This window comes from Pseudomonas sp. DTU12.3 (assembly GCF_004124275.1).
Classification (GTDB): domain Bacteria; phylum Pseudomonadota; class Gammaproteobacteria; order Pseudomonadales; family Pseudomonadaceae; genus Aquipseudomonas; species Aquipseudomonas helmanticensis.
The window spans coordinates 2903910-2927474 of the sequence record NZ_CP027218.1; the positions used below are offsets into that span (position 1 = coordinate 2903910).

General features: G+C 60.6%; 25 protein-coding genes and 1 riboswitch. Of the genes, 4 read left to right on the forward strand and 21 right to left on the reverse strand.

Going from position 1 to position 23565, the window contains the following annotated elements; translation table 11 throughout:
* Positions 1 to 4: 4 nt before the first annotated feature.
* From C2E19_RS13330 to phnD, 9 genes are all read right to left on the reverse strand, one after another.
* Positions 5 to 1018, reverse strand: coding sequence for an ABC transporter substrate-binding protein (locus tag C2E19_RS13330; RefSeq protein ID WP_129392868.1), 1014 nt, complete (start codon positions 1016 to 1018; stop codon positions 5 to 7).
* Positions 1019 to 1161: 143 nt separating this feature from the next.
* A riboswitch (cobalamin riboswitch) is annotated at positions 1162 to 1357 on the reverse strand.
* Positions 1358 to 1398: 41 nt separating this feature from the next.
* Positions 1399 to 2334, reverse strand: coding sequence for a Ppx/GppA family phosphatase (locus tag C2E19_RS13335; RefSeq protein ID WP_129392871.1), 936 nt, complete (start codon positions 2332 to 2334; stop codon positions 1399 to 1401).
* Between the two features lie 342 nt (positions 2335 to 2676).
* The gene (phnX, locus tag C2E19_RS13340; protein ID WP_129392874.1) at positions 2677 to 3504 is read right to left on the reverse strand and encodes a phosphonoacetaldehyde hydrolase; all 828 of its coding nucleotides are present in this window, start codon (positions 3502 to 3504) and stop codon (positions 2677 to 2679) included.
* 73 nt (positions 3505 to 3577) lie between these two features.
* On the reverse strand, positions 3578 to 4447 hold the full coding sequence (locus tag C2E19_RS13345) for a LysR substrate-binding domain-containing protein (RefSeq protein WP_129392877.1): 870 nt from the start codon (positions 4445 to 4447) through the stop codon (positions 3578 to 3580).
* A gap of 10 nt (positions 4448 to 4457) precedes the next feature.
* A complete protein-coding gene (locus tag C2E19_RS13350; RefSeq protein WP_129392880.1) occupies positions 4458 to 5753 on the reverse strand; it encodes an MFS transporter in 1296 nt (431 codons plus the stop codon).
* A gap of 131 nt (positions 5754 to 5884) precedes the next feature.
* Positions 5885 to 6976, reverse strand: coding sequence for an iron-containing alcohol dehydrogenase PsrA (psrA, locus tag C2E19_RS13355; protein WP_129392883.1), 1092 nt, complete (start codon positions 6974 to 6976; stop codon positions 5885 to 5887).
* Between the two features lie 109 nt (positions 6977 to 7085).
* The gene (gene phnE / locus C2E19_RS13360) at positions 7086 to 7904 is read right to left on the reverse strand and encodes a phosphonate ABC transporter, permease protein PhnE (protein WP_129392886.1); all 819 of its coding nucleotides are present in this window, start codon (positions 7902 to 7904) and stop codon (positions 7086 to 7088) included.
* A gap of 2 nt (positions 7905 to 7906) precedes the next feature.
* On the reverse strand, positions 7907 to 8698 hold the full coding sequence (phnC, locus tag C2E19_RS13365; RefSeq protein ID WP_129392889.1) for a phosphonate ABC transporter ATP-binding protein: 792 nt from the start codon (positions 8696 to 8698) through the stop codon (positions 7907 to 7909).
* Positions 8695 to 9561 (reverse strand): phosphonate ABC transporter substrate-binding protein, encoded by an 867-nt coding sequence (phnD, locus tag C2E19_RS13370; RefSeq protein WP_129392892.1) that lies wholly within the window; start codon positions 9559 to 9561, stop codon positions 8695 to 8697. The genes phnC and phnD overlap by 4 nt, the downstream gene beginning before the upstream one ends.
* A gap of 109 nt (positions 9562 to 9670) precedes the next feature.
* On the opposite strand from phnD, the gene C2E19_RS13375 reads away from it, so the two are divergent.
* The 3 genes from C2E19_RS13375 (at position 9671) to map (ending at position 11611) form a co-directional block, all read left to right on the forward strand.
* Positions 9671 to 10528, forward strand: a complete 858-nt coding sequence (locus tag C2E19_RS13375; protein ID WP_129392895.1) for a LysR substrate-binding domain-containing protein — start codon at positions 9671 to 9673, stop codon at positions 10526 to 10528.
* A gap of 67 nt (positions 10529 to 10595) precedes the next feature.
* A complete protein-coding gene (locus C2E19_RS13380; RefSeq protein WP_007918027.1) occupies positions 10596 to 10823 on the forward strand; it encodes a ParD-like family protein in 228 nt (75 codons plus the stop codon).
* Positions 10820 to 11611: a type I methionyl aminopeptidase gene (map, locus tag C2E19_RS13385; protein ID WP_129392898.1), complete on the forward strand. Its 792-nt coding sequence runs from the start codon at positions 10820 to 10822 to the stop codon at positions 11609 to 11611. Before C2E19_RS13380 ends, map begins: the two co-directional genes overlap by 4 nt.
* Before the next feature lie 206 nt (positions 11612 to 11817).
* Here the strand turns inward: map and C2E19_RS13390 are convergent, their stop codons facing one another.
* The 6 genes from C2E19_RS13390 to ribBA all read right to left on the reverse strand — a co-directional run bounded on the left by C2E19_RS13390 (position 11818) and on the right by ribBA (position 18367).
* Positions 11818 to 12708: an alpha/beta fold hydrolase gene (locus C2E19_RS13390; RefSeq protein WP_129392901.1), complete on the reverse strand. Its 891-nt coding sequence runs from the start codon at positions 12706 to 12708 to the stop codon at positions 11818 to 11820.
* A gap of 272 nt (positions 12709 to 12980) precedes the next feature.
* Positions 12981 to 14135 carry an ABC transporter ATP-binding protein gene (locus C2E19_RS13395; protein ID WP_129392904.1) on the reverse strand — a complete coding sequence of 385 codons (1155 nt, stop codon included), beginning with the start codon at positions 14133 to 14135 and terminating at the stop codon, positions 12981 to 12983.
* A 17-nt stretch (positions 14136 to 14152) separates the two neighbouring features.
* Positions 14153 to 14962, reverse strand: coding sequence for an ABC transporter permease (locus tag C2E19_RS13400; protein ID WP_122594265.1), 810 nt, complete (start codon positions 14960 to 14962; stop codon positions 14153 to 14155).
* Positions 14963 to 14968: 6 nt separating this feature from the next.
* Positions 14969 to 15916: an ABC transporter permease gene (locus C2E19_RS13405; protein ID WP_164979469.1), complete on the reverse strand. Its 948-nt coding sequence runs from the start codon at positions 15914 to 15916 to the stop codon at positions 14969 to 14971.
* A complete protein-coding gene (locus tag C2E19_RS13410) occupies positions 15913 to 16938 on the reverse strand; it encodes an ABC transporter substrate-binding protein (RefSeq protein WP_129392910.1) in 1026 nt (341 codons plus the stop codon). The genes C2E19_RS13405 and C2E19_RS13410 overlap by 4 nt, the downstream gene beginning before the upstream one ends.
* A gap of 319 nt (positions 16939 to 17257) precedes the next feature.
* The gene (gene ribBA / locus C2E19_RS13415) at positions 17258 to 18367 is read right to left on the reverse strand and encodes a bifunctional 3,4-dihydroxy-2-butanone-4-phosphate synthase/GTP cyclohydrolase II (RefSeq protein WP_129392913.1); all 1110 of its coding nucleotides are present in this window, start codon (positions 18365 to 18367) and stop codon (positions 17258 to 17260) included.
* Positions 18368 to 18436: 69 nt separating this feature from the next.
* On the opposite strand from ribBA, the gene C2E19_RS13420 reads away from it, so the two are divergent.
* Positions 18437 to 18733, forward strand: a complete 297-nt coding sequence (locus tag C2E19_RS13420) for a DUF1330 domain-containing protein (protein ID WP_129392916.1) — start codon at positions 18437 to 18439, stop codon at positions 18731 to 18733.
* Between the two features lie 124 nt (positions 18734 to 18857).
* Here C2E19_RS13420 and C2E19_RS13425 read toward each other — a convergent pair whose 3' ends face one another.
* From C2E19_RS13425 to C2E19_RS13455, 6 genes are all read right to left on the reverse strand, one after another.
* Positions 18858 to 19421 (reverse strand): NUDIX hydrolase, encoded by a 564-nt coding sequence (locus C2E19_RS13425; protein WP_008088079.1) that lies wholly within the window; start codon positions 19419 to 19421, stop codon positions 18858 to 18860.
* Position 19422: 1 nt separating this feature from the next.
* Positions 19423 to 20187 carry a GntR family transcriptional regulator gene (locus tag C2E19_RS13430; protein WP_129392918.1) on the reverse strand — a complete coding sequence of 255 codons (765 nt, stop codon included), beginning with the start codon at positions 20185 to 20187 and terminating at the stop codon, positions 19423 to 19425.
* 42 nt (positions 20188 to 20229) lie between these two features.
* Entirely contained in the window at positions 20230 to 20634 is a 405-nt protein-coding gene (locus C2E19_RS13435; RefSeq protein ID WP_016984498.1) for a carboxymuconolactone decarboxylase family protein, read from the reverse strand.
* Between the two features lie 119 nt (positions 20635 to 20753).
* Positions 20754 to 21239 (reverse strand): flavin reductase family protein, encoded by a 486-nt coding sequence (locus C2E19_RS13445; RefSeq protein WP_038368096.1) that lies wholly within the window; start codon positions 21237 to 21239, stop codon positions 20754 to 20756.
* Between the two features lie 12 nt (positions 21240 to 21251).
* Positions 21252 to 22733, reverse strand: a complete 1482-nt coding sequence (locus C2E19_RS13450; RefSeq protein WP_129392921.1) for an aldehyde dehydrogenase — start codon at positions 22731 to 22733, stop codon at positions 21252 to 21254.
* Positions 22730 to 23563 (reverse strand): alpha/beta fold hydrolase, encoded by an 834-nt coding sequence (locus C2E19_RS13455; protein ID WP_129392924.1) that lies wholly within the window; start codon positions 23561 to 23563, stop codon positions 22730 to 22732. The genes C2E19_RS13450 and C2E19_RS13455 overlap by 4 nt, the downstream gene beginning before the upstream one ends.
* Between the last annotated feature and the right edge of the window lie 2 nt (positions 23564 to 23565).

Below are 23565 nucleotides of genomic sequence, written 5' to 3' on the forward strand. Positions count from 1 at the left end.
GCACTCATTTCGACAGGTCGTAGCCGTTGATGGCCGTGGCCAATTGTTCCAGGCCATCGAACATGCGCAGGCTGGCCTGCATGGCCATGGCGTCAAGAATGATGATGCGGTTGTTTTTCACCGCGCCCATGTTGCGCGTCACCGGATCGCTGCGCAGGAAGGCGAGTTTCTTTTCATAGTCGTCAGCGGGGAAGCGACGGCGATCCATGCGGGCGATGACGAGGAACGTCGGGTTGGCTTTGGCGATGGTTTCCCAGCCAACCGTTGGCCACTCCTCATCGGATTCAACCACGTTGCGCACACCGAGTGTGCTCAGCATGAAATCGGGAATGCCTTTGTGCCCGGCCACGAAGGGCTCGATGTCCATTTGTGCGCTGGAGAACCACACCAGCGCGCTGGCGTCTTTCAGTTGCTTGCCTTGTGCGGTGGCAATCGACTTGGCAAGGCTGGCCTTGAGTTGCTCGTTGAGCTGGTGTCCGCGATCCTGCACATCGAAGATCTGCGCCAGTTGGCTCACGCTCTTGTAAATGCTCTCAATGCGAAATGGCGCCAGTCGCGTGCCGTCGGCGCCGACCAGATTGTCCTTGGCTTCGCAATCGGAGGGCAGCAGGTAGGTCGGAATCTTCAGCTCGTGAAACTGCTCGCGAGTGCCGACCGCACCTTGCGGGCCGACCATCCATTCCAGCTCCACGGCGACCAGTTCCGGGCGTTTGCCGATCACCGATTCGAAGCTCGGTTCGTTGTCGGCCAGGCGCTCGATCTTGTCGTCCTGCGTCTTGTACTTGGCCAGCACATTGTTGAACCACAGCGAGGTGCCGACGACTTTGTCGCTCAGGCCCATGGCGTAGAGCATTTCCGTGCCGGCCTGGCCGATGGTCACCGTGCGAGCGGGAGCATGCTCAAAGGTCAGGCTGCTGCCGCAGTTTTCGATGGTCAGCGGGTATTGAGTCGGTGCCGCATGGGCCAGCGTGCCAAGGCACAGGCCGGTGATGAGGGTGGCAACGCGGGGCAGCAGCATGAGGCAGTCTCCAGGAAAACCGTACGGGGAGCGGCAGAGTACGGTTCGGAAACACACCATCGAGCGCGGTCAGGGCAACAGCGCAAGGCCGCTTATCCCGGAAGACGCGCACGGCACGGTGTCCTTCCCGGACACCCCGCCGGTTAGTCAGTCACTGTGCCGGCAGGTCTCCTGACTGATGCGTCATCGCCAATGCTCCGGCCTTCCCGGGGTTCACCCAGTGGCAGTCGTGGAGCAGGCTCAGCACCTACAGTTGCGGGGGCAGTTCCGATCGATGCTGTGCAAGCACCTCGGATTCCCTATTAATCCCGTTTGGAAACCGGCGGCGGCATGGTAGTCGATCAGGCCGCTGAAGGGGAGACGAATCTGCCGGGTGAGGGTTAATGCTGGCTCATCAAACCGTGCAACACGCCGAGGCGCAGGCCCGGTTCCGACGGCAACATGTGCGCGATGCCGAACACCTTGAATGCCGCCAGCATCAGCACCAGACCAGCGGGCAAGATGCTTTGGCGATGCGCTTGCAGGCCGGCGAGCCGGAGTTGCTCGACGTTGCTGACTTTCAGCAGCAGCAGCGACAGCCGCAGCAGGCCCGCGTAGGTGATGCCGTCGTCGCCGAAGTCGTTGAGACGATTGACCTTGAGCACTTTGGCGAGCATGCGCGCGGTGCCGGAAGAACCGATGGTCTGTTGCCAGCCTTGCGCACGGTAACGCCGGGCGACTTTTTCGAACTGGAGGATGGCGAAGCGTTCAGCCTCTTGCAGCGCGCCGGGCGAAATGTCGCCACCGCGAAAGAACCGCGCACTCAAGGTGCCGCTGCCGATGGCGATACTTTCGGTGAGCAACGGTTGCGCACCCTGGCCGAGGATCAGCTCGGTGGAACCGCCGCCGATGTCGACCACCAGGCGCATGTCGACGGCGCTCGGCAAGGCGTGGACAACGCCGGCGTAAACCAGACGCGCCTCTTCATGGCCGCAGATAACGTCGATCGGAAAACCCAGATGCCGTTCGGCGCTGGCGAGAAACAGCTGCGCATTGTCGGCCTCGCGCACGGCGCTGGTCGCCACCGCGCGCACTCGACCGGCTTCGAAGCCACGCAGTTTCTTGCCGAACCGCGCCAATGCCTGCCAGCCGCGATCCAGCGCCAGCGCGTCGAGCGCGCCACCGTCAAAACCCTCGGCAAGCCGCACCGGTTCACGCAGTGTTTTCACTTCCTGTATCAGCAGGCCTTTGCGGCTGCGCACTGACTGCCCGATCATCAGGCGAAAGGCATTCGAACCCAGGTCGATGGCGGCAAAAAGCGAGGCGTCGTCTTTCATGGGAATCCCTGCAAAACATCCGTCGCGAGGCTCAAGACGGTTTGCGAGGATTGTGCGGTGATCTTGATGACATCCTGATGACGGGGCAGGTGCGATTCAATGAATTTGCGGCTGTCATGACACTGTCATTATTCGGCGTCTATGCTGACCTCAATACATCGCGTGTTCTTAAAGTTTCTGCTGCCATTCGTGGCAGCTTTTTTTTGCCTGCGATTCAAGCGAAGCAAACCATTACACGTACCCATGTAGGAGCTGCCGAAGGCTGCGATCTTTTGATCTTGCTCTTCAAAAACAAGATCAAAAGATCGCAGCCTTCGGCAGCTCCTACAGGAGCGGTGGGGGTTAGCAGGACTGTGGGGTTTCGCCGCGTGCCAGGCGCGCGTTGATGTCGTCGATGACTTGCGGCAGCTCGGCGATGGTGTCGATTAGGTAATGCGGGCGCGAAGGGGCGAACATCTTGCCGATCCGCGCGCGCTCTTCGGCCAGTCGGTCCGACGGCAGCGCCTGGTATTGCTCGTAGGTCAGGCCCAGCGCGTTGCCGGAGCAGGTCAGCGCCACCGTCCACATGCCGGCGCTGCGACCTTCAAGAATGCCCGGCCAGGTGTCGTCGACCTTGACGCACGCGGCCACGTCATCGATACCCAGGGCAATCACGTTGGCCAGCGCCTGCGCCGGGTGCGGCCGGCCATTGGGCACTTCGTCGGTGGCAACCACATGATCGGCGACATAGCCGTTTTCCCGCGCGAGTTCGACAACCTTGGCCATCACCACCGCTGGATATCCGGAGCACGAACCGATTTTCAAACCCTTGTCACGCAACGCGGCAATCGCTGCAAGCGCGCCAGGGATCAGCGCCGAATGCAGGGCGATTTTCTCGATCTGCAGTGGCATGAAACGCTCATAAATCGCGGTCACGTCAGCATCGCTTGGCAAACGACCCAACGCAGAACGGTAACGTTCGCCAATCTGCGGCAGGTTGCACAAAGTGCGGATGTGGTCCCACTTGCCCATGCCCATCGGCCCGCGCGCTTCCTCCAGTGATACCGCGACGTCGAACTCGGCGAAGGCTTCGACGAAAATCTGCGTTGGTGCGAACGAGCCGAAATCGACAACGGTGCCAGCCCAGTCGAGGATGGCGGCTTGCAGGTGAGTCGGTTGCTTGTACTGCATGGTCAATCTCCGTTTTCAGGTAAGCGTTGGCCGTCCCTCAAGTTAAAGGCAGGCGGTTTGAGGCAGGGTTGAATCAATTCATCGGTGGCGCTGAGTCGAACAGTTCGGCAATCACCGGCCGGTTCCTGCGGATGCCGAGGCAACACAGGTGGTATTCGATAAAGAACGGGTGATCGACAAAGGTAATCGGCGTGGTGCCGGGCGTTTCGGCGTACTCGACGGCCGATACGAAACCGACGCCGATGCCTTTGACGATTGCGTGCACGATGGCTTCGCGGCTGTTCAGTTGCATGACGCAATTGAGTTCGATGTCGAGGCGCTTGCAGCGTTCTTCCACCAGTTGCCGGGTGCGTGCGCTGGTTTCGCGCATTACCCATTTTTCCTTGCTGATCGCGCTGACGTGAACCTGCGCCTGGCTGGCCCAGGGATGGTCATCGCGCACCACGGCAATGATCGGGTAGCGGTGATACAGCTGCGTATGAAAGCGCTCGTCGAATTCCGACAACGCCAGAATCGCCACGTCGATATCGAAGTTGAACAACCGCGCCAGGGTTTCCTTTTCCGAAGAGAACGAAGTTTCCAGTTCGATATCCGGGTGGCGTTGCATCAGCTCATACGTCAGGTTCATCGCAATCGGTGGCGACACCGCACCGAGGCGCAGCATGCCGGTCTTGCGTTGTTTGAAACTCTGCAGCAGTTGCACCGCTTCATCTTCCTGGCCGAACAAGCCTTGGGTGATCGCATAGAGCTTGTGCCCGGCCGAACTCATCTCGATGTAGCGCCCACGGCGGTGGAACAGCTCCACCGAGAAGGTTTTCTCAAGTGCGTTGACCTGTTCGCTGACGGTCGGCTGGCCGACGCAGAGATACTCGGCGGCCAGCGTGAAGCTGCCGGTCTTGGCCACCGCATGAAACGAACGCAACCACTTGTGATACTGGTACATGCAAGCCCCGTCAGCGTCGGATGAACAATGCCACTGCCGCGCTGCACAGGCAGGCGCTGGTGACCACTATGAAGATGAGAGACGTGTTTGCCGTGGTGTCAAGCAAACGACCAATCATCGGCTCGGCCAAGCCGGCGAACAGATAGGACGAGAAGTTCATGATCCCGGTTGCCGTGCCGGCACGTTTGGCACCGACCAGATCCGGGCAGAGCGCCCAGAAACTCGATGCCGGCCCATAGACGAAGAAGCCGCAAAGGAACAAAGCCACCAGGCCGATGACGCTGTGCGGCGGCAGGCTCCACATCCACAGGCTGGTCGCGGCGCCGAGGACCATATAGAGCATGATCGCCAGATAACGCTTGGAGCCGAACAGCTTGTCCGACACCCAGCCATTGCTCAGGGCGCCGACCGCCATGCCGACGGGGAGGGCGACGGTGATCCATTTCGGGTCGATCATGCTGTCGCCGCTTTTCCAGTCAGCGCCGAGAAAGTGCACCGGCACCCAGACGATCAAGCCGTAGCGCGCCGCGTTCTGAAAGCCCAGCGACAGTGCGGCGATCAGCAGGCGAGGATTCTTCAGCACGGCTTTGTAGCGTTGTGCCGAGGACTCGACTGCGCCGTAAGCGGCTTCCTGATGTTTGTCATCAGTATTGGCCACACCGGTATCGGCCAACGGCTCGAAGCCCAGGTCCTGCGGCCGTTCGCGGGCGACCAGATAGAAAATGATGCCGCCGGCAAGCATCAGCAGCACCGGCAAGCGGAAGATCCAGCGCCATTCCAGTTGCAGCACTTCGAGCACGACGATAGAGGTGATGTACGACAGCACTGACGCGCAGCCGGCGGCAAAGGTGTAGAAGCCATAGACCTTGCCGCGCTCACCGGCCGCCCACCAATTGGCAATCAGCCGACCGCCTGGCGCCCAGCCCAAGGCCTGAAAGTAGCCGTTGACGCCCCATGGCAGAATCAGGCTGGAGAAACCGCCGGCAAAACTGGTCACCCAGTTCGCCGCGCAGGACAACACCGCGCCGAGGGTCATGATGCGCCGGCCACCGAATTTGTCGGCGAGGTTGCCGTTGATCGCCTGACCAATCGCGTAGGCCCAGAGCATCGCGGCAGAGGCCCAGCCGAGGGTTTCCTTGCTCAAACCGAACTCGGCCTGGATCCCCGGAATGGCGAAACCGAAGGTTTGTCGCCCGGTGTAGAAAAACAGATAGCAGAACATCGCCGCCAGCAGCATGCGCCACTGCGCGACCCGGAACGAGGCAGAACGTACGGCGAGACCAGGCATTGTTTCGGCACGATTCATGATCTTTTCCTTATTGTTGTGGATTCCCGCCGGATGTCGTCAGCGGGTGCACTCTTTTTTGGTGCGACAGGAAATCACCGCAGCGTTTGACGCCGCTGGCTGAGCTTGGGTTGTTCAGGTGTCGGGCGAGGTCAGGCGGCTTGAGAACCGATGAAGTTCTTGCCGCGTGCGCCCTGCATCGCCAGGTGAATGATGTCGTCGGCGTCCTTGGCCGAGACGCCGTAGTCGGCAAACTCGGTCTTCACACCCAGCGCATGGAGAAACTCGCGCAACTGCTGTTGAGCCTTGGGCAGGTCTGCGCCGAACACCCGCTGCAGGACGCGGTCGCGGGTGGCGTCATGGCCCCACGCCAGACCGAGCACCAGTGGCAGAGTGAAGGAGCAGGCGATGCCGTGGGGCAGGCCATGGCGCAAGGTCATTTCATAGGAAATGGAGTGTGCCAGCGCGGTTTTGGTGTTGGAAAACGCCAGCCCGGCCTTGAGCGCCGCCAGTGCCATGCGCGTGCGCAATTCCTGGCTGGACAAGTCTTTTTGCAGGCTCGGCAGGCACTCGAGAATGTCTTCGATCGCCGAGATGGCGAAGGTATCCGAGACTGGATTGGCGTTGACGTTCCAGATCGACTCCAGCGCATGGGACAGCGCATCGAGCCCGGTGGAAACGGTGACGCTGGCGGGTACGGTGAGCATCAACTGCGGGTCGATGATCGCCACGCGCGGCCAGGTGCAATCCAGGTGCAGCGAGTATTTCTTCTGGCTGGCGCTGTCCCAGATGGTTGCCCATGGCGTGACTTCGCTGCCGGTACCGGCGGTGGTCGGCGCGGCGATCAGCTGTTTGCAGCGCGGCGGGGTGAACGGTTTGCCGGTCGCCAGCAGATTCAGCAGTTCATCGAAACGCCCCGACGCGGTGCCGACGATCAACGCCTTGGCAGTGTCGATGGCGCTGCCGCCACCGACAGCCAGAACCACATCACAGTCGCCGGCCTGCTGCCAGAAATCCTCGTAGGTGCTGCGCAAATGCGCGACGTCGGGATTGGGCTGAACATCCTCGAATACATAAACCAGGCGCTCCCCGAGCAGGGCTTGCAGGCGATCCACCAGCCCCAGCCCACGCGCCTCAGGGAAGGTCACGAGGGCGACGGTCTGCTGTTCGGTGATGGCGGCAAGTTCTTGCAGGCTGCCCCAGCCGAAACGGGTATCGACGGGGTTCTGGAAACGGGCAGTCATGGTGGATCCTTCTTGTTGTTGTCGTGTGGGCACATACTCGATGGCGGCCGACAACGCTACAAATCGATAAATCGCAGGGTTGAATCGGCTGAGCCGATAACAGCGGCTGCTAATGGGAGGAGCCGCTCTGGATCGCTGCACGCAGGCGACTGGAAACGGCGTCCGCCACGATCACCATGAAGGTAATGACGATGATGCAGGTCGCGGTTTCCGGGTATTTGAACAGTTTGAGACTGCTCACCAGCTCGAACCCCAAGCCGCCGGCACCGACCATTCCGAGCACCGTGGCCGAGCGCAGATTGACCTCGAAGCGGTAAAGAATCACCGCAATCCAGGCAGTGATGACCTGCGGTAAAACGCCGAACACGATCACTTGCAACGGGCGCGCGCCAGTGGCTTGCAGCGCTTCGATCGGGCCTTGGTCGATCTCTTCGATGCTCTCGGCGAAGAACTTGCCGAGCATGCCCAGGCCATGCAGCGCCAGCGCCAGCACGCCGGGAAACGGACCGAGGCCGACGGCCGAGACAAAGATCAGCGCGAGGATCAGTTCGTTGATGCTGCGGGTGAAGTTCAGCGCCTGGCGCGTGATGTGAAACACCCAGCGATTGCGGCTCAGATTGCGCGCGGCGAGAAACGACATTGGAATCGCCAGCAACACCCCGAGCAAGGTGCCCCAAATGGCGATCTGCAAAGTCTCCACCGCTGGTGCGATCAGACGCGGAAGAATGCTCAGATCCGGTGGAAAGGTGCGCGAAAGAAAGTCACCGATCTGCGGCAATCCCGCCGCCAGTTCACCGAGGCTGAGCTGCGCGCCTTGTGCGCTCCAGTTCAGCGTCCACAGCACGATCAGGACGATGCCGGCGGTGGTCAGCCAACTGCGCGTGCCACGAGGGCGGTCACCGACCCACTGATAATTTTGCGATTGCATGTTCAGGCCCTCGAGGCGGCGCGGTAGGTCAGGCTGGGTGTCGGGATGGCGGCGCATGGCTCGGCCGATTGCCCCGGATAGATTCGCGCCAGATCGGCCTCGGTCATGCTCGAAGCTTGGCCATCGAACACCAGGTTGCCGTGAGCGAGGCCGACCACGCGGTCGCCGAATTCACGGGCGTATTCGACCTGGTGCAGATTGCACAACACGGTGATACCCAGTTCGCGGGTGGCATCGCGCAGGTACTGCAAGACCAGTCGTGCGGTTTTCGGATCGAGGCTGGCGATCGGCTCATCGGCTAGAATTACCTTCGGCCGCTGCGCCAGTGCGCGGGCAATGCCGACACGCTGTTTCTGGCCGCCGGACAGCGAATCAGTGCGCTCACCGGCCTTGTGCGCCAGTTCCACGCGCTCCAGGCATTGCATCGCCAGCGCCACATCGTCACGGCGAAACAGTTGCAGAATCGAGGCGAGGGTGCCGACGGAGCCGAGACGGCCGGTCAGCACGTTCTTCAGCACGCTCAAGCGCGGCACGACATTGTGGTGCTGAAAAATCATTGCCACTTCACGGCGCAAAACACTGGTGTCCGGGCAGGCGAGGGCGTCAATACCGGCGACGTTCAGCGTGCCGCTGTCGGCTTGCGCCAGTCGATTGATGCAGCGCAGCAAGGTCGATTTACCGGCACCGGACTGACCGAGTACCACGACGAACTCGCCAGCGCCAACCTCCAGGTCGATGCCACGCAACACCGGATTGCTGCCGTAGTGTTTGCTCAGTTGGCGGATGCTGATCATTTCATGCTCCGCAAATCGAGATCCAGCACCTTGGCGGTTTCGCGCACCACGTCATAAGACGCATCCGTGGTGGGCTGGAAGCCATTGAGCACGCCCTGATCACCCCACGGCACGTCCTTGATCGAGGCCAGCGCGTCGGCGACTTTCTTCTTCAACTCCGGATCGAGCGCCTTGCGCCAGACCATCGGCGATTCAGGGATGGGCTTGGAACTCCAGACGATTTCGAAGTCATCCTGCTTGACCACACCTTTGGCCACGGCGCTGGCAAAGATCCGATCTGCCACGGCGGCTGCGTCGACTTTCCTGTTCTCGACCGCAAGGATGCTGGCGTCGTGGGAGCCGGAGAAAATCACTCGCTTGAACAAGCTGTCCGGCGCGAAACCGGCCTGTTCCAGACCGGCTTTTGGAAACAGATGGCCGGACGCGGAACTCGGGTCGACGAACGCGAACGTATGGCCCTTGAGGTCGGCCAGCGAATGGATGCCGCTGTCCTTGCGCGCCAGAATCACACTTTTGTAAGCGCTCTGGCCGGTCTTCTTGGTCACCGCCACCGAGAACGCTTCAACATCGGCCACCGACGTCGCCAGCACATACGAGAACGGCCCGAGATAAGCGACGTCGAGCTTGCCCGAGCGCAGCGCCTCGATGATGCCGTTGTAATCGGTGGCCACGAACGGCACCACCGGCATGCCGATCTTGGCTTGCAGATCGTCGAGCACTTGTTTGCTCGATTCGATCATCGCCTGCGAGTCTTCGGAGGGGATCAGGCCAATCGTCAGTTTGTCCTTGGCCCAGACCTGGCTGGCACTCAGGGCAAGTACGGCAAAGCTGGCGGCACGCAGGAACTGGTTAATTGTTTTCATGGCATTCCACGCTGTGGTTGGGAGTTGCCACAGGCTAGGTCTGTCACGTGACAGTCATTCAATCAATTCAATATGAGAAACAGCACTTAACTATTGATGGAGTCTATGGATGTCGAGCGCGAAATTGCGGGCTTTTCTGGCGGTCGCCCGTCACGGCAGTTTCAGCGCCGGGGCGCGCGCGTCGGGTTTGAGCCAGCCGACACTGACCACTCAGGTGCAAAGCCTGGAGCGTCAGCACAACGTCGAACTGTTTCATCGGCGCGGGCGGCGGATCGAGCTGTCGGATGTTGGGCGGCAATTGCTGCCGGTCGCGCAGCGGCTGGCCTTGCTGGAACTGGAAGCGCACAACCTGTTGCGCGACTCCGGTCGGCTCGACAGCGGCCAGCTCAAAGTCGGTGCGGTGGGGCCGTTTCATGTGATCGAGATGGTCGACAGCTATTTGCAACAGCATCCGAATATCGATGTGTCGATCCGCGTGGGTAACTCGGCGCAAGTGTTATCGGATCTGGAAAACTACGTGACCGACATCGCCGTGCTGGCCGGGCGTCAGGATGACCCGGCGCTGTGTTCGGTGCGTTATGCGCGGCATGCGATCATCTTGTTTGCGCACCATGAGCATCCGCTGGCCAATCGCGGCAGCGTGCGCCTGGAAGAACTGGAAGGGCAGCGGCTGCTGCAACGAGAGCCCGGTTCGACCACACGGCTGGTGCTGGAGCAGGCGCTGAATGCGGCGCAAGTGAAGCCTAGGATCGCCATGGAAATCGGTAGTCGCGAGGCTTTGCGTGAAGCGGTGGTGCGCGGGCTGGGATTGGGTGTGGTGTCGGAAGCGGAATTCATTGCCGACCCGAAAATCCGCACGATCCGCATTGAGGGTGAAGCGCTGTATACCGAGACCTACCTGTACTGTCTGGCCGAGCGGCGCTCCAGTCGGCTCATCTCGTCGTTTTTCGAGGCAGCGCTTGGCTGAGGATTTGCAATTTTCAGCGAGGCTTGGCTAATATACGATCCATATACATATCGTATCGGATTCATATATGGGTATCGTAAAGATTTCAGAGGACATGCACGAGAACCTGCGTATCTCCAGCAACGCCCTCAGCCGCTCGATCAACGCGCAGGCCGAGCACTGGATGCGCATCGGCATGCTCGCCGAGCTGCACCCCAACCTCGACCACAGCGCCATTTGCCGCTTGCTGATCCGCGCCGAACAGAACGGCGGGCTGGATCTGCAACAACTGACTCAGGAAGCCGTCAGCGCATGAAAAACCAGATCAAGATCAATACCCCGGCCGACATCGCGCAATCGCGTGCTGCCGGCAAACTCGCCGCCGAAGTCCTGGCAATGCTGGTGCCGCACGTCAAGGCTGGCGTGACCACCGACGAGCTGGACCGGTTGTGCAACGACTACATCGTCAACGTGCAGAAAGCGGTGCCGGCCAACGTCGGTTATCACGGCTTTCCGAAAACCGTCTGCGCCTCGGTCAATGACGTGGTGTGCCACGGGATTCCGTCGGGCACGCCGTTGAAGGATGGCGACATCGTCAACCTCGACATCGCGGTGATCAAGGATGGCTGGTTCGGTGATACCAGCCGCATGTACGTGGTCGGTGAGCCAACGCCTGAAGCGCAGCACCTGATCAAGACCACCTATGACGCCATGTGCGCGGGGATTCGCGTGGTCAAACCGGGCGCGACGTTGGGCGACATCGGCCACGCGATTCAGAGCCTGGCGGAGAAGGAAGGTTTCAGCGTTGTGCGCGAGTACTGCGGGCACGGCATCGGCAAGGTGTATCACGATGAGCCGCAGATCCTGCATTACGGCTTTCCCAATCAAGGGATGAAGCTCAAGGCCGGGATGATTTTCACCGTCGAGCCGATGCTCAATGCCGGCAAGCGGCATGTGAAGAACATGCCGGATGGCTGGACCGTGCTGACCAAGGACGGCTCGTTGTCGGCGCAGTGGGAACACATGGTGGCGGTCACCGAAACCGGCTTCGAAATCCTCACCGCGTGGCCGGATCAGATCGAAGGCTACTCCCCAATCACCTAAACACCATAAACCCTATGTGGGAGCGGGCTTGCTCGCGAAAGCGGTGTGTCATTCAACATTGTTGATGACTGACACGGACTCTTCGCGAGCAAGCCCGCTCCCACATTTGGAATGCATTCCTGTAGGAGCTGTCGAGTGAAACGAGGCTGCGATCTTTTGATCTTGTTTTAACAGCAAGATCAAAAGATCGCAGCCTGCGGCAGCTCCTACAGGTTATCTGGTGTGTGCGGGGCGCTTTGCAGCCAGTCGAGCATCTCGTCCCACAATGGCTGCGCACTCTCACGAAAATAACCCATGTGTCCGTATGGCTGACCGTCCGCCGGTGGCTGCAGATCCAGCAGGGTCAGCGGTGCATTCACCATGGCTTGGACAAACGCATCGCGCGAGCGCGGCGGTGCCCAGGGATCATCGACCGATGTGGCGAAAACGCACGGGGTTTTGACCTCTGCGTACAGCCCACGCAGATGTGCCATCTCGGGGTCATCGAAATAGTAGTAGGGGTATTTGCACCAGCGTTTCCACTCGTTGTAAACGCCCAGCGGCAAATCATCGCCCATGCCCAATAAGCTCCAGGCCATGTAGCCTTTGCGGGCGACGATCAGCGGCAGCACAAACTTCCACATAAAGCGGATTTTCCAACCTTCGGTCCGCGACATCCAGCCACTCCAGCCGGCACCGCTGCCCACGGTGTAGCAGGCGGTCAGGGCGTGGTGATTGGGGAGCAGGCCAATCGCGTGACCACCGAAAGAATGGCCGACCCAATACAGCGGCAATGTTTGCTGACGCAGCAGGTCGACTGCCGCCGCCAGATCCCGGAAGGCCCAATCCAGATACGCCATCTGAAAGCCTTTCAACTGAGCCGGTTTCGACTGGCCGACACCCCGGTAGTCAAGCGTCAGCACGTTGAAACCCTGGCGCGCCGCATGCTCGGCAAAGCGCCGATAAAAGCGCTGCTGCACGCCGGTGGCGCCGGCCATGATCAGGTTGCCTTTGGCCTCGCCGGATGCGCCGTAGCGGATCGCCGACAATGCATAACCGTCGTCGGCAACCAATGTGATGTCTTGTCTCTGGATCGATTCAGCGAGGGGGGTGGCCATGGTGTGCACAGGTCTCTTCCGATTGAGTTGAGCCAAACCGTCGGCGACCTTTGAACACCGGTGCGCACCTTTACATCATCGCCAGTTGGGTACATGGAAACTAATCGAACAGTAGGTCACCGTCAAAGCGCGAGGGACAGGCTTATATCAAGGAATCACCGCCAGTTATCCTGACTGCGGATGTAGGATATGCCGCAGGCTGCGATCTTTTGATCTTGTTCTAAAAGCGAGATCAAAAGATCGCAGCCTGCGGCAGCTCCTACAGGGGGGGGTCAGTGGGAGCCGGCGGCTTTGTTGAGGTCGCTTTCGGTCCATTCGGTGTAGACGCAGGCGTCGGCGGTGGCCCAGCGTACTTGCACCGGGTCGCCAGCCTTGAGCGGCATGCCGGCGGCTGACAGTGCTTTAACCGTCATTGAGGTGCCGCCCGAGGTGACCACGCTGCAGGTCTGGCTTTCGCCGAGGAACAGCACTTCCACGACCTTCGCGGACACCTCGTTCCAACCCGATGGCAACGGTTCGCTGACCGCTTGCGATACGCTCAACGCCAAGGCTTTTTCCGGGCGCACCATCAGCAGCACATCCTGATCGGTGTGCAAGCCGGCGGTCAGGCGAATCGACAACGACTGTCCTTCAAACGAAGCCGCCGCATTGCCCTGTGCCTTGAGCTTGAGGAAGTTCGAGTTACCGAGGAAGGAGGCGACGAAGGCATTCGGCGGATTCTGATAAAGGTCATAACCGCTGCCCAGACCGACAATCTTGCCGTGACTGAAAATCGCGATGCGCTGCGACAAACGCATGGCTTCTTCCTGGTCGTGGGTCACGTAAACAATGGTGATGCCCAGCCGGCGATGCAGTTGGCGCAGCTCATCCTGCAAGTCCTCGCGCAGCTTCTTATCCAGCGCCCCCAGCGGTTCGTCCATCAACAGAATGCGTGGTTCGTAAACCAGGGCACGGGCGATGGCGACGCGTTGTTGCTGGCCGCCAGACAATTGCGAAGGGCGGCGATGAGCGAACTGCTCCAGCTGCACCAGTTTCAACATCGCATCGACACGCTTGTCGCGCTCGGCAGCAGCGAGTTTGCGGATCGCCAAAGGGAAGGCGATGTTGTCGCGCACTGACAGATGCGGGAACAACGAATAACGCTGGAATACCATGCCGATGTCACGCTTGTGCGGCGGCACATTGACCAGCGATTGACCGTTGACGAGGATCTCGCCGCTGCTCGGTGTTTCAAACCCGGCGAGCATCGACAGCGTGGTGCTTTTGCCCGAGCCGCTAGAGCCGAGGAAGGTGAGGAATTCACCGTCCTTGATGTCCAGCGAAATGTTATCGACGGCGGCAAAGTCGCCGTAGTGCTTGTTCAGGTTGCGCAGGCTGACCAGGGGTTTGTCGTTCTGCTGGGATGCGTCTTTGATCACGGCACTCATGTCGTACTCCTGGGCGCTCAGGCGCTGATTTCGTTGCGCCGGCGCAATGCGGCGGCGATCACCATGACCAAAACAGACAAGCCGATCAGCAGCGTCGAAGCGACGGCGATCACTGGCGTCAGGTCCTGGCGCAGGGTGGTCCACATTTTCACGGGAAGGGTTTGCAGGGTCGGGCTGGCCATCATCACGCTGAGCACCACTTCATCCCACGAAACCAGAAAGGCGAAGAGGGCGCCGGCGACCATGCCCGGGCGAATCGCCGGGAACGTCACCTTGAACACCGCTTGCAGGCGCGAGGCACCGCAGATCACCGCCGCGTCTTCAATCGACTGATCGAACAGCTTCAGCGAGTTGATGATCGAGATGATGGTGAACGGCAGCGCGACGATCACATGGCTGACGACGAAGGCGAACATCGTCCCGGTGTAACCGAGCTTGAGGAACAGCGCGTACACCGCCACAGCAATGATCACCAACGGCACGATCATCGGCAGGGTAAACAGGCCGTAGAGCATTTCCCGGCCAGGAAAGCGTCCGCGCACCAGCGCAAACGCCGTCGGCAAACCGAGGGCCACAGCGAAGATCGTGGTCAGCACGGCAACCTTGAGGCTGGCCGCAGCGGCGTTCATCCAGTCGGGGTTGGAGAAGAACTGGCCGTACCATTTCAGCGTCCAGCCCGGTGGCGGAAACACCAGCCACTGCGAGGAGCCGAATGACAGCAGCACGATAAAGACGATCGGCAACAGCAGGAACAGACCGATCAGCCCAGTGGTGGCGTAGAGGCCGAAGCGCATGCGCCGGCTCATCGCATTGGGGGTCAGGAGCATGTCGGCTTACCTCGCGTTACTGGCGCCAACCGGGGATTCCGGCTGAAGCTTCAGGTAGAAGTAGAACAGCACCAGAGTGATCGCGATCAGCAACGCGGCGCCGGCACTGGCCAGGCCCCAGTTGAGGAACGATTGCACCTGCTGAATGATGAACTCCGGCAGCATCATGTTCTGCGCCCCGCCGAGCAGCGCCGGGGTCACGTAATAACCGAGCGACATGACGAACACCATCAAGCCACCGGAGGCCAGACCCGGCCGGCACAGCGGCAGGAACACCCGGAAGAAGTTGGTCCACGGACTGGCGCCGCAGATCGAGCCGGCCTGCAGAATCATCGGATCAATGGCCTGCATGGTCGCCTGCAACGGCAGCACGATGAACGGGATCATGATGTAGCTCATGCCGATCACCACGCCGGTGAGGTTGTGCACCATTTCCAGCGGTTGATCGATGATGCCCAGCGCCATCAAGGCCTTGTTGATCACGCCCGAGGCTTGCAGCAGCACCAGCCACGAATAGGTGCGGGCGAGCAGGCTGGTCCACATCGACAGCAGCACGATGTTGAGAATCCAGCGACCCCAGCCGCGCGGCACCAGGGTGATCGCCCAGGCCAGCGGAAAGCCCAGCAGCAGGCTGAACAGCGTCACCAGCCCGGCCACCGAAAAGGTGTTGAGCAGCACCCGGGCATACGCCGAGTTGGCGAACAGTTGTTCGTAGTTGCCAAGGCCTGGCGTCGGTTCAAGCACACCGCGCAACAGCAGACCAATCAACGGCGCGAGAAAAAACAGGCCGATGAACAACAGCGCCGGCACGAGGTTGCCGGCGCCGCGCCAGCGTTGTCTGAGGGACGGGGCTTGCTGCATCGCAATCGCCTGTGTTCCGTGGGCCGGACCGGCAGCGCTGGTAGCGCTCCCGGTGGCAGTGGAGGGACGGGACGCGGTGGCCGCCATTTTCATTTGACCAGCCATTCGTTCCACCGTGTCGCGATGGCCTGGCCGTTTTTGGCCCAGTACGCGAAATCAAGAGTGATCTGATCCTTAGCGTAGGCAGTCGGCAGGTTGGGGGCCAGCGTCGAATCCAGACGCTCCACACTGTCGAGGTTGACCGGGGCGTAGGCGGTCAGGTTGGAGAAGTCGGCCTGGCCTTTGGCGCTGCTGGCGCTGGCCAGAAACTTCATCGCCGCGTCCTTGTTTTTCGAGCCTTTGGGGATGACCAGAATGTCGGCCATGACCAGGTTCTGTTTCCAGCTCACGCCAACCGGCGCGCCGTCTTCTTGCAGGGCGTGAATGCGACCGTTCCAGAACTGGCCCATGCTCGCTTCACCGGACGCCAGCAGTTGCTGCGACTGCGCGCCGCCGCCCCACCAGACGATGTCTTTCTTGATGGTGTCGAGTTTCTTGAAGGCGCGATCCAGGTCCAGCGGGTAGAGCTTGTCGGCAGGTACGCCGTCGGCCAGCAGCGCCAGTTCGAGCACGCCAGGGCTTGGCCATTTGTACAGGGCGCGTTTGCCGGGGTAGGTCTTGGTGTCGAACAGGGCGCTCCAGTCCTGCGGCTTGTTGGCGCCGAGTTTGCCCTCGTTGTAGCCGAGGACGAAGGAGAAGAAGAACGAGCCGACGCCGTAATCGCTGACGAAACGCGGGTCGATCTTGTCGCGCTGGATGGTCTTGAAGTCGAGGGGTTCGAGCAGGCCTTCGGCAGCGGCGCGCAGGGCGAAATCGGCTTCGACATCGACCACGTCCCACTGCACGTTGCCACTCTCGACCATAGCTTTGAGTTTGCCGTAATCGGTCGGGCCGTCCTGCACGACGGTGATGCCGCTGGCCTTGCTGAACGGATCGGCCCAGGCCTGTTTCTGCGCATCCTGGGTGCTTCCGCCCCAGCTGACAAAATTCACGCTTTCGGCAGCCATTGCAGCCTGGCCGGTGACGCTGAGCAGTCCCGCAAAAAAGATCGCGGTTGCAGCTTTGTTCAACACCATGTTCACGCCCTCATTGTTGTGTTTTTGAGCGGGCTTGCGTTGTTGCCCGCCTGTCGGGAGCAGTAGCTGGACGTTCGTTGGAGTGTCCGGTCTATGGAATATCATATTATGGTATTCCAAACTTTGTGCAAGCACTTTGCCTTACCGGTTATCTGGCGGCTGTCCTTTTTTGTGGTTCGAAGAAATGAATCTGCAATGCATAACTTTTGTGGGAGGGGGCTTGCTCCCGAAGGCGGTGGATCAGTCAACATCTATGTCAACTGATCCACCGCCTTCGGGAGCAAGCCCCCTCCCACATTTTTAGCCTGGCCGCCCGGGGTTATTCGGTAAAGGGGATGCTCTCGACCACTTCCAGGTCATACCCGGTCAGCCCGGCGTATTTCAGCGGCGGCCCAAGATGGCGCAGCTTGCCAACCCCAAGGTTCTGCAAAATCTGCGCCCCAGTCCCGACCTCCGAATAAATTCGCGATTGCGAGCGGCTGAACTGCCGTGGCGGCTGGGTCAATTGCGGCACGCGCTCCAGCAGCGCCTGCGACGATTCATGATTGGCCAGCACCACAACAACCCCATGACCCTCAGCCGCGACCCGTTGCAGCGCCGCCCATAACGTCCAGTTCGTCGGCCCGCTGTACTCGGCACCGACCAGATCACGCAGCGGATCGATCACATGCACACGCACCAGCGTCGGCTCTTCACGGCGCAAATCACCCATGACCATCGCCATGTGCACACCGCCTTCGATGCGATCCTCAAAGGTGATCAAACGGAAGGTGCCGTGCACCGTCGGCAGCTCGCGTTCGCCAATGCGCTCGATGGTGTGTTCGGTGCTCAGGCGATAGTGGATCAGGTCGGCGATGGTGCCGATCTTGATCCCGTGCTTGCGCGCAAACACTTCCAGATCCGGGCGACGGGCCATGGTGCCGTCGTCGTTCATGACCTCGACAATCACCGAGGCGGGGGTGAGACCGGCCAAACGGGCCAGATCGCAACCCGCCTCGGTATGCCCGGCGCGGGTCAGTACGCCACCTTCCTTGGCGCGCAGCGGAAAGATATGGCCGGGCTGCACCAGGTCTTCAGCGCGGGCATTCGGCGCGACAGCGGCGGCAACGGTGCAGGCGCGATCAGCTGCGGAGATGCCGGTGGTCACGCCAACCGCGGCTTCAATCGACACGGTAAACGCGGTGCTGAACACGCTGCCATTGGCCGGGACCATTTGCTCCAGGCCCAAACGCTGGCAATGTTCATCAGTCAGCGTCAGGCAAATCAGCCCGCGCGCTTCGCGGGCCATGAAGCTGATCGCCTCGGGCGTGCAACAGTCGGCGGCCAGCAACAGGTCGCCCTCGTTCTCGCGATCTTCGTCATCGACCAGCAGGACCATTTTGCCGAGGCGATAATCTTCGATGATTTCTTCGATGCTGTTGAAGGCCATGCTGGACTCTCAGGGTTTGTTGGAAATAATATTGGTATACCATAATACAAAATCAACAAAGAGGTCACTATGAAGGCGTACTGGATTGCTCATGTGGATATAGCCGATGCCGATCACTACAGCCAATACACCCAGCGCGCGCCGGCAGCCTTCGCCGCGTTTGGCGCAAAGTTTCTGGCAAGAGGCGGGCGCAGCGAAGCGATGGAAGGGCGCGAGACGCCGCAGCGCAGCGTGGTGATCGAGTTCGAGAGCTACGAAAAAGCCGTGGCGTGCTACCACTCGGCGGCGTACCAGGAGGCGAAGAGTTATCGCGAAGAATGGGCGACGGCGCAAATCATCATCGTCGAAGGCATCGCCCCACTCTGAAATGCAGACCCCTGTAGGAGCTGCCGAAGGCTGCGATCTTTTGATCTTGATTCTAAAAACAAGATCAAAAGATCGCAGCCTTCGGCAGCTCCTACAGGGATTTTGGGGTGTCAGAGGGATGTGATCAGCGGATGAAGTGGATCTTGCCGCTGTCATCATTGCCCATATAGATCCCATACACCCCAGCCTGGCGCTCTTCGATATAGCGCTCGAGAATCTGCCGGATCGCCGGGTAGTAGATCTGCTCCCACGGAATGTCTTCAGGCGCGAAGAACTTGTAATCCATGGTCTCCGGCCCGTACTGCCCGGTGATCTCCAGCGCGATCGCGCGGAAGATGATGTACACCTCGCTGATCTTCGGCACGCTGAAAATCGAATACGGCGAGACGATTTCCGCGCGCACGCCGCTTTCTTCCCAGACTTCGCGGACCGCCGCTTGCTCGGTGGTCTCGCCGCTCTCCATGAAACCGGCCGGCAGCGTCCAGGTGCCGGGGCGCGGTGGGATCGCCCGTTGGCACAGCAGGTATTTGCCGTCCTGCTCGATGATGCAGCCGGCAATGATCTTCGGATTGATGTAGTGGATGTAGCCGCAACCGCGGCACATCAGGCGCTCGTGCGTATCGCCCGGCGGTATCTGCTGACCAAGATCAGGGCCACCGCATTTCGGGCAAAAGCTCGGGCTGAACATATCAGTGACCTATACGAGGTTCTTTCAGCGCGATGGGCAGGGTGATCGGCGGCGTGCCTATGACGGCAGAGCCGGTCTCTTCCTGCTTGCGCTTGAGGTAGTCGAGCGCCACCGCAGCGGCAGCGCGCACGTGATCGACACAGGCCTGATGCGCCACCAGCGGATCGCCGCTCTTGATCGCCTCGACCATTTTTTCCATTTCCTGATTACTCGCGCCGCGCCGGTTTTCCTGCGAAACCGAAGTCGCGCGCAGGTAGCTGATGCGTGCCTGCAACTGACGCAACTGAGTCGCCGCGACATGGTTGCCCGAGCCTTCGAGCAGCACATCGTAGAAACCCTGCACCGAGTCGATTACCTGCTGCAACTCGCCATCCTTGAGTGCCTTGCGGTTGTCGTCGAGGGCTTTTTCCAGGGCTTTGATGTCCTTGGCCTTGGCGCGCAGGGTGAACAACTGCACGATCAAACCTTCGAGCACGCAGCGCAGTTCGTAGATATCGACGGCATCGGCCAATGTGATGATGGCGACACGCGGGCCTTTGGCATCGGCGAACTCGACCAGGCCTTCGGATTCGAGGTGACGCAAGGCTTCACGCACGGAGGTGCGGCTGACGCCAAGGCGATCGCACAGATCGCGTTCGACCAGACGATCACCGGGCATGAGCTGGAAATTCATGATCGCGCTACGCAGCTTATCCAGCACGATTTCGCGCAGGGTAACGGGGTTGCGATTGACCTTGAAGCTGTCGTCGAGTGGCTGGCGTTTCATGGGGTCCGCTCTTTCGGTTGGCTGTCCATGCCAGACGGGCATCTAAACAGCCGAGGGGTTGACTGAGGCTTCGGCGTCGGCTTCGGCAAAGGCTTCACGGGCCAGCCGGAAACTGTCCACGGCTGCCGGAACGCCGCAATAAATGCCGACCTGAAGCAGAATTTCGCGTATTTGCTCACGACTCAGGCCGTTACGCAAGGCGCCACGCACATGCAGCTTGAGTTCGTGCGGACGGTTGAGCGCCGAGATCATCGCCAGGTTGATCATGCTGCGCTCCTTGAGCGACAACCCTTCGCGCCCCCAGACGTGGCCCCAGCAGTATTCGGTGACCATTTCCTGCAAGGGGCGGGTGAAGTCGTCGGCGTTGTCGATTGAACGCTGCACGTAGGCTTCGCCCAATACCTGGGTGCGGATCTTCAAGCCTTTTTCGTACTTTTCGTTACTCATCATTCCTCCAATCCCCCTGTAGGAGCTGCCGAAGGCTGCGATCTTTTGATCTTGCTCTTGAAAATCAAAGTCAAAAGATCGCAGCCTTCGGCAGCTCCTACAGTATGTGTGTGGATCTGTCAGGCCAGGGTCGGCAACGGGCCGAGCTTGCCTTTGTGGTAGATCATCGGTGTCACCGGTTGCTCGGGCAGGATCAGGTTCTTCACCGCGCCAACAATGATCGCGTGATCACCACCATCATATTCCCGCCACAACTCGCACTCGATGATCGCCGTCGCCTTGGCGAGGATCGGGTTACCGAGTTCGCTTAAATGCCACTCGATACCGGCCGCCTTGTCCTTGCCTTTACCGGCAAAGGCATAGGCCTCGGCGGTCTGGTCAGCCGACAGCAAATGAATCGCAAACTTCTTGCTGTCACGCAGAATCGGGTAAGTGTCAGAGGCGTAGTTAGGGCAGAACAGCACCAGCGCCGGGTCAATCGACAGCGCGCTAAAAGCGCTGGCGGTGATGCCGACAATGCCGCCCTCCGGGTCAACAGTGGTAACCACCGTGACGCCGGACGGGAAGGAGCTCATGACGTCTTTGTAAATGCCGGGTTCGATCATTTCGCAGGACTCCTAGCGCATCACAAACGGATCAGGCATTGGCGCCTGGGAAAGGTTGATCCACACCGTTTTCAGTTCGGTGTAGGCCAGCACCGAATCGATGCCGCTTTCGCGTCCATAGCCACTGTTCTTGAAACCGCCAATCGGAGCCATCGCCGACACCGCGCGGTAAGTGTTGACCCAGATAATTCCCGAGCGCACATCGCGAGCGAGGCGATGAGCCCGGCCCAAATCACGCGTCCAGATGCCCGCCGCGAGGCCGAACTGCGAGTCGTTGGCGATCGCCAGCGCTTCGGCTTCATCTTTGAAGCGGATGACCGACGCCACCGGGCCAAAGACTTCTTCCTGCATGATCTTCATCGAATTGTGGTCGCATTCGAACAGCGTCGGCTCGTAGAACCAGCCTTCGCCGAGACCGCTCGGACGCTTGCCGCCCGTGCGCAAACGCGCGCCCTCCGCGATGGCATCGGCGACCAGACCTTCGACCACCGCCAGTTGCTGTGCGGTCGCCATCGGGCCCATTTCGCTGGCGTCTTCTTGCGGGTTGCCGATGCGAATGCGTTGGGCGCGTTCGACCAGTCGATTGACAAATTCTTCGTAGATTTCGTCCTGCACCAACAGGCGCGAACCGGACACGCAACTCTGCCCGGAGGCGGCGTAGATCCCGGCAATCGCGCCGTTGATTGCACTGTCCAGATCGGCGTCGGCGAAGATGATGTTCGGTGACTTGCCGCCAAGTTCCAGCGACAGTTTGGCGAAGTTCTCGGCGCTGCTGCGCACCACATGCCGCGCCGTCGCCGCGCCGCCAGTGAAGGCGATTTTGCGGATCAGCGGATGGCGGGTGAGGGCGGCGCCAGTGCTCGGGCCGTAACCGGTGACGACGTTGACCACGCCCGGCGGAATCCCGGCTTCGAGGGCCAGACGCGCCAGCTCAAGAATGGTCGCCGAAGCGTGTTCGGACGGCTTGATCACAATCGTGTTGCCAGCGGCGAGGGCCGGGGCGAGTTTGATCGCGGTCAGGTACAGCGGGCTGTTCCACGGAATGATCGCGGCGACTACGCCCATCGCTTCATGCACGGTGTAGGCGAACAGATCCGGCTTATCCAGCGGCAGCGTGCCGCCTTCGAGCTTGTCGGCCAGCCCTGCGGTGTAATGGAAAAACTCCGGCAGATAACTGACCTGGCCACGGGTTTCGCGGATCAGCTTGCCGTTGTCGCGACTTTCCAGCTGCGCCAGTTGTTCCTTGTTTTCCGCGATCAAGTCGCCGAGTCGGCGCAGCAGTTTGCCGCGCGCGGTGGCGGTCAGGCCACGCCATGCCGGGCTGTCGAACGCAGTCTGTGCCGATTGCACGGCGCGTTCGACGTCCGCTTCATCAGCGTCAGGCAATTCTGCCCAGGCTTGCGCGGAAGCGGGGTTGAGGCTTTCGAAGGTCTTGCCGGAGAGGGCGTCGACCCATTCTCCGCCGATGCACATCTGGAAGCGTGCGAGTGTCATGCAACGATCCCCTTTATATGGTTTTGTCGGGAGTGTGCGAATTGGAGAAATTCCAGCAGCGTCTGATTGACCAGACGCGGCGACTCTACCGGCATCATATGCCGTTGCTCGGGCAGCACGGCAACCTTCGCACCGGGGATGCGTCGGGCCAGTTGCTCGGCCATTTCCGGGGTCGAACCCGGGTCGAGTTCGCCGGTGGCGATCAGCGTCGGCGCCTGAATGCTGCCCAGATCGTCAACGCGGTACATGTCTTGGGTGGCGAACAGTTCGTAGGTGGTCAGATAGCCTTGCGGATCATTACCGGCCAGGGTCTGGCGGATCGCCGCGATCTGCGCCGGGTTAGCCGCTTGATATTCGCGGCTGAACCAGCGAGACAACGCGGCTTCGGCATTGGCGTCCGGGCCATGTTCGGCCGCTTGCGCGGTGCGTGCGATGACGCCGGCACGCTGTTCTTCGCTGCGGTTGAACACGCTGTTCAACACCACCAGGCTTTGCAGGCGCTGCGGGTAATGCAGGGCAAAAGCCCGCGCGACCAGACCGCCCATGGAAAAACCGATCACCGCTGCCTGCGGCAGATTCAGGTGATCGAGCAACTCCAGCAACTGATCGGCGTAACCGAGCAGATTGGTGCCGCTGGCCGGTCGCGGGCTGGCGCCATGCCCGAGCATGTCGTAGGCGATCACTTGGTATTGGCTGGACAGGCCGACAATCTGGCCGCCCCACATTTCTTTGTTCAGGCCCACGCCGTGGATCAAAACCACGGGCTGGCCTTGGCCGGTCGCCAGGTAACTGGTGCCAGCCGGGGTGAGTTCAGCGGTGAGCCGAATCATGG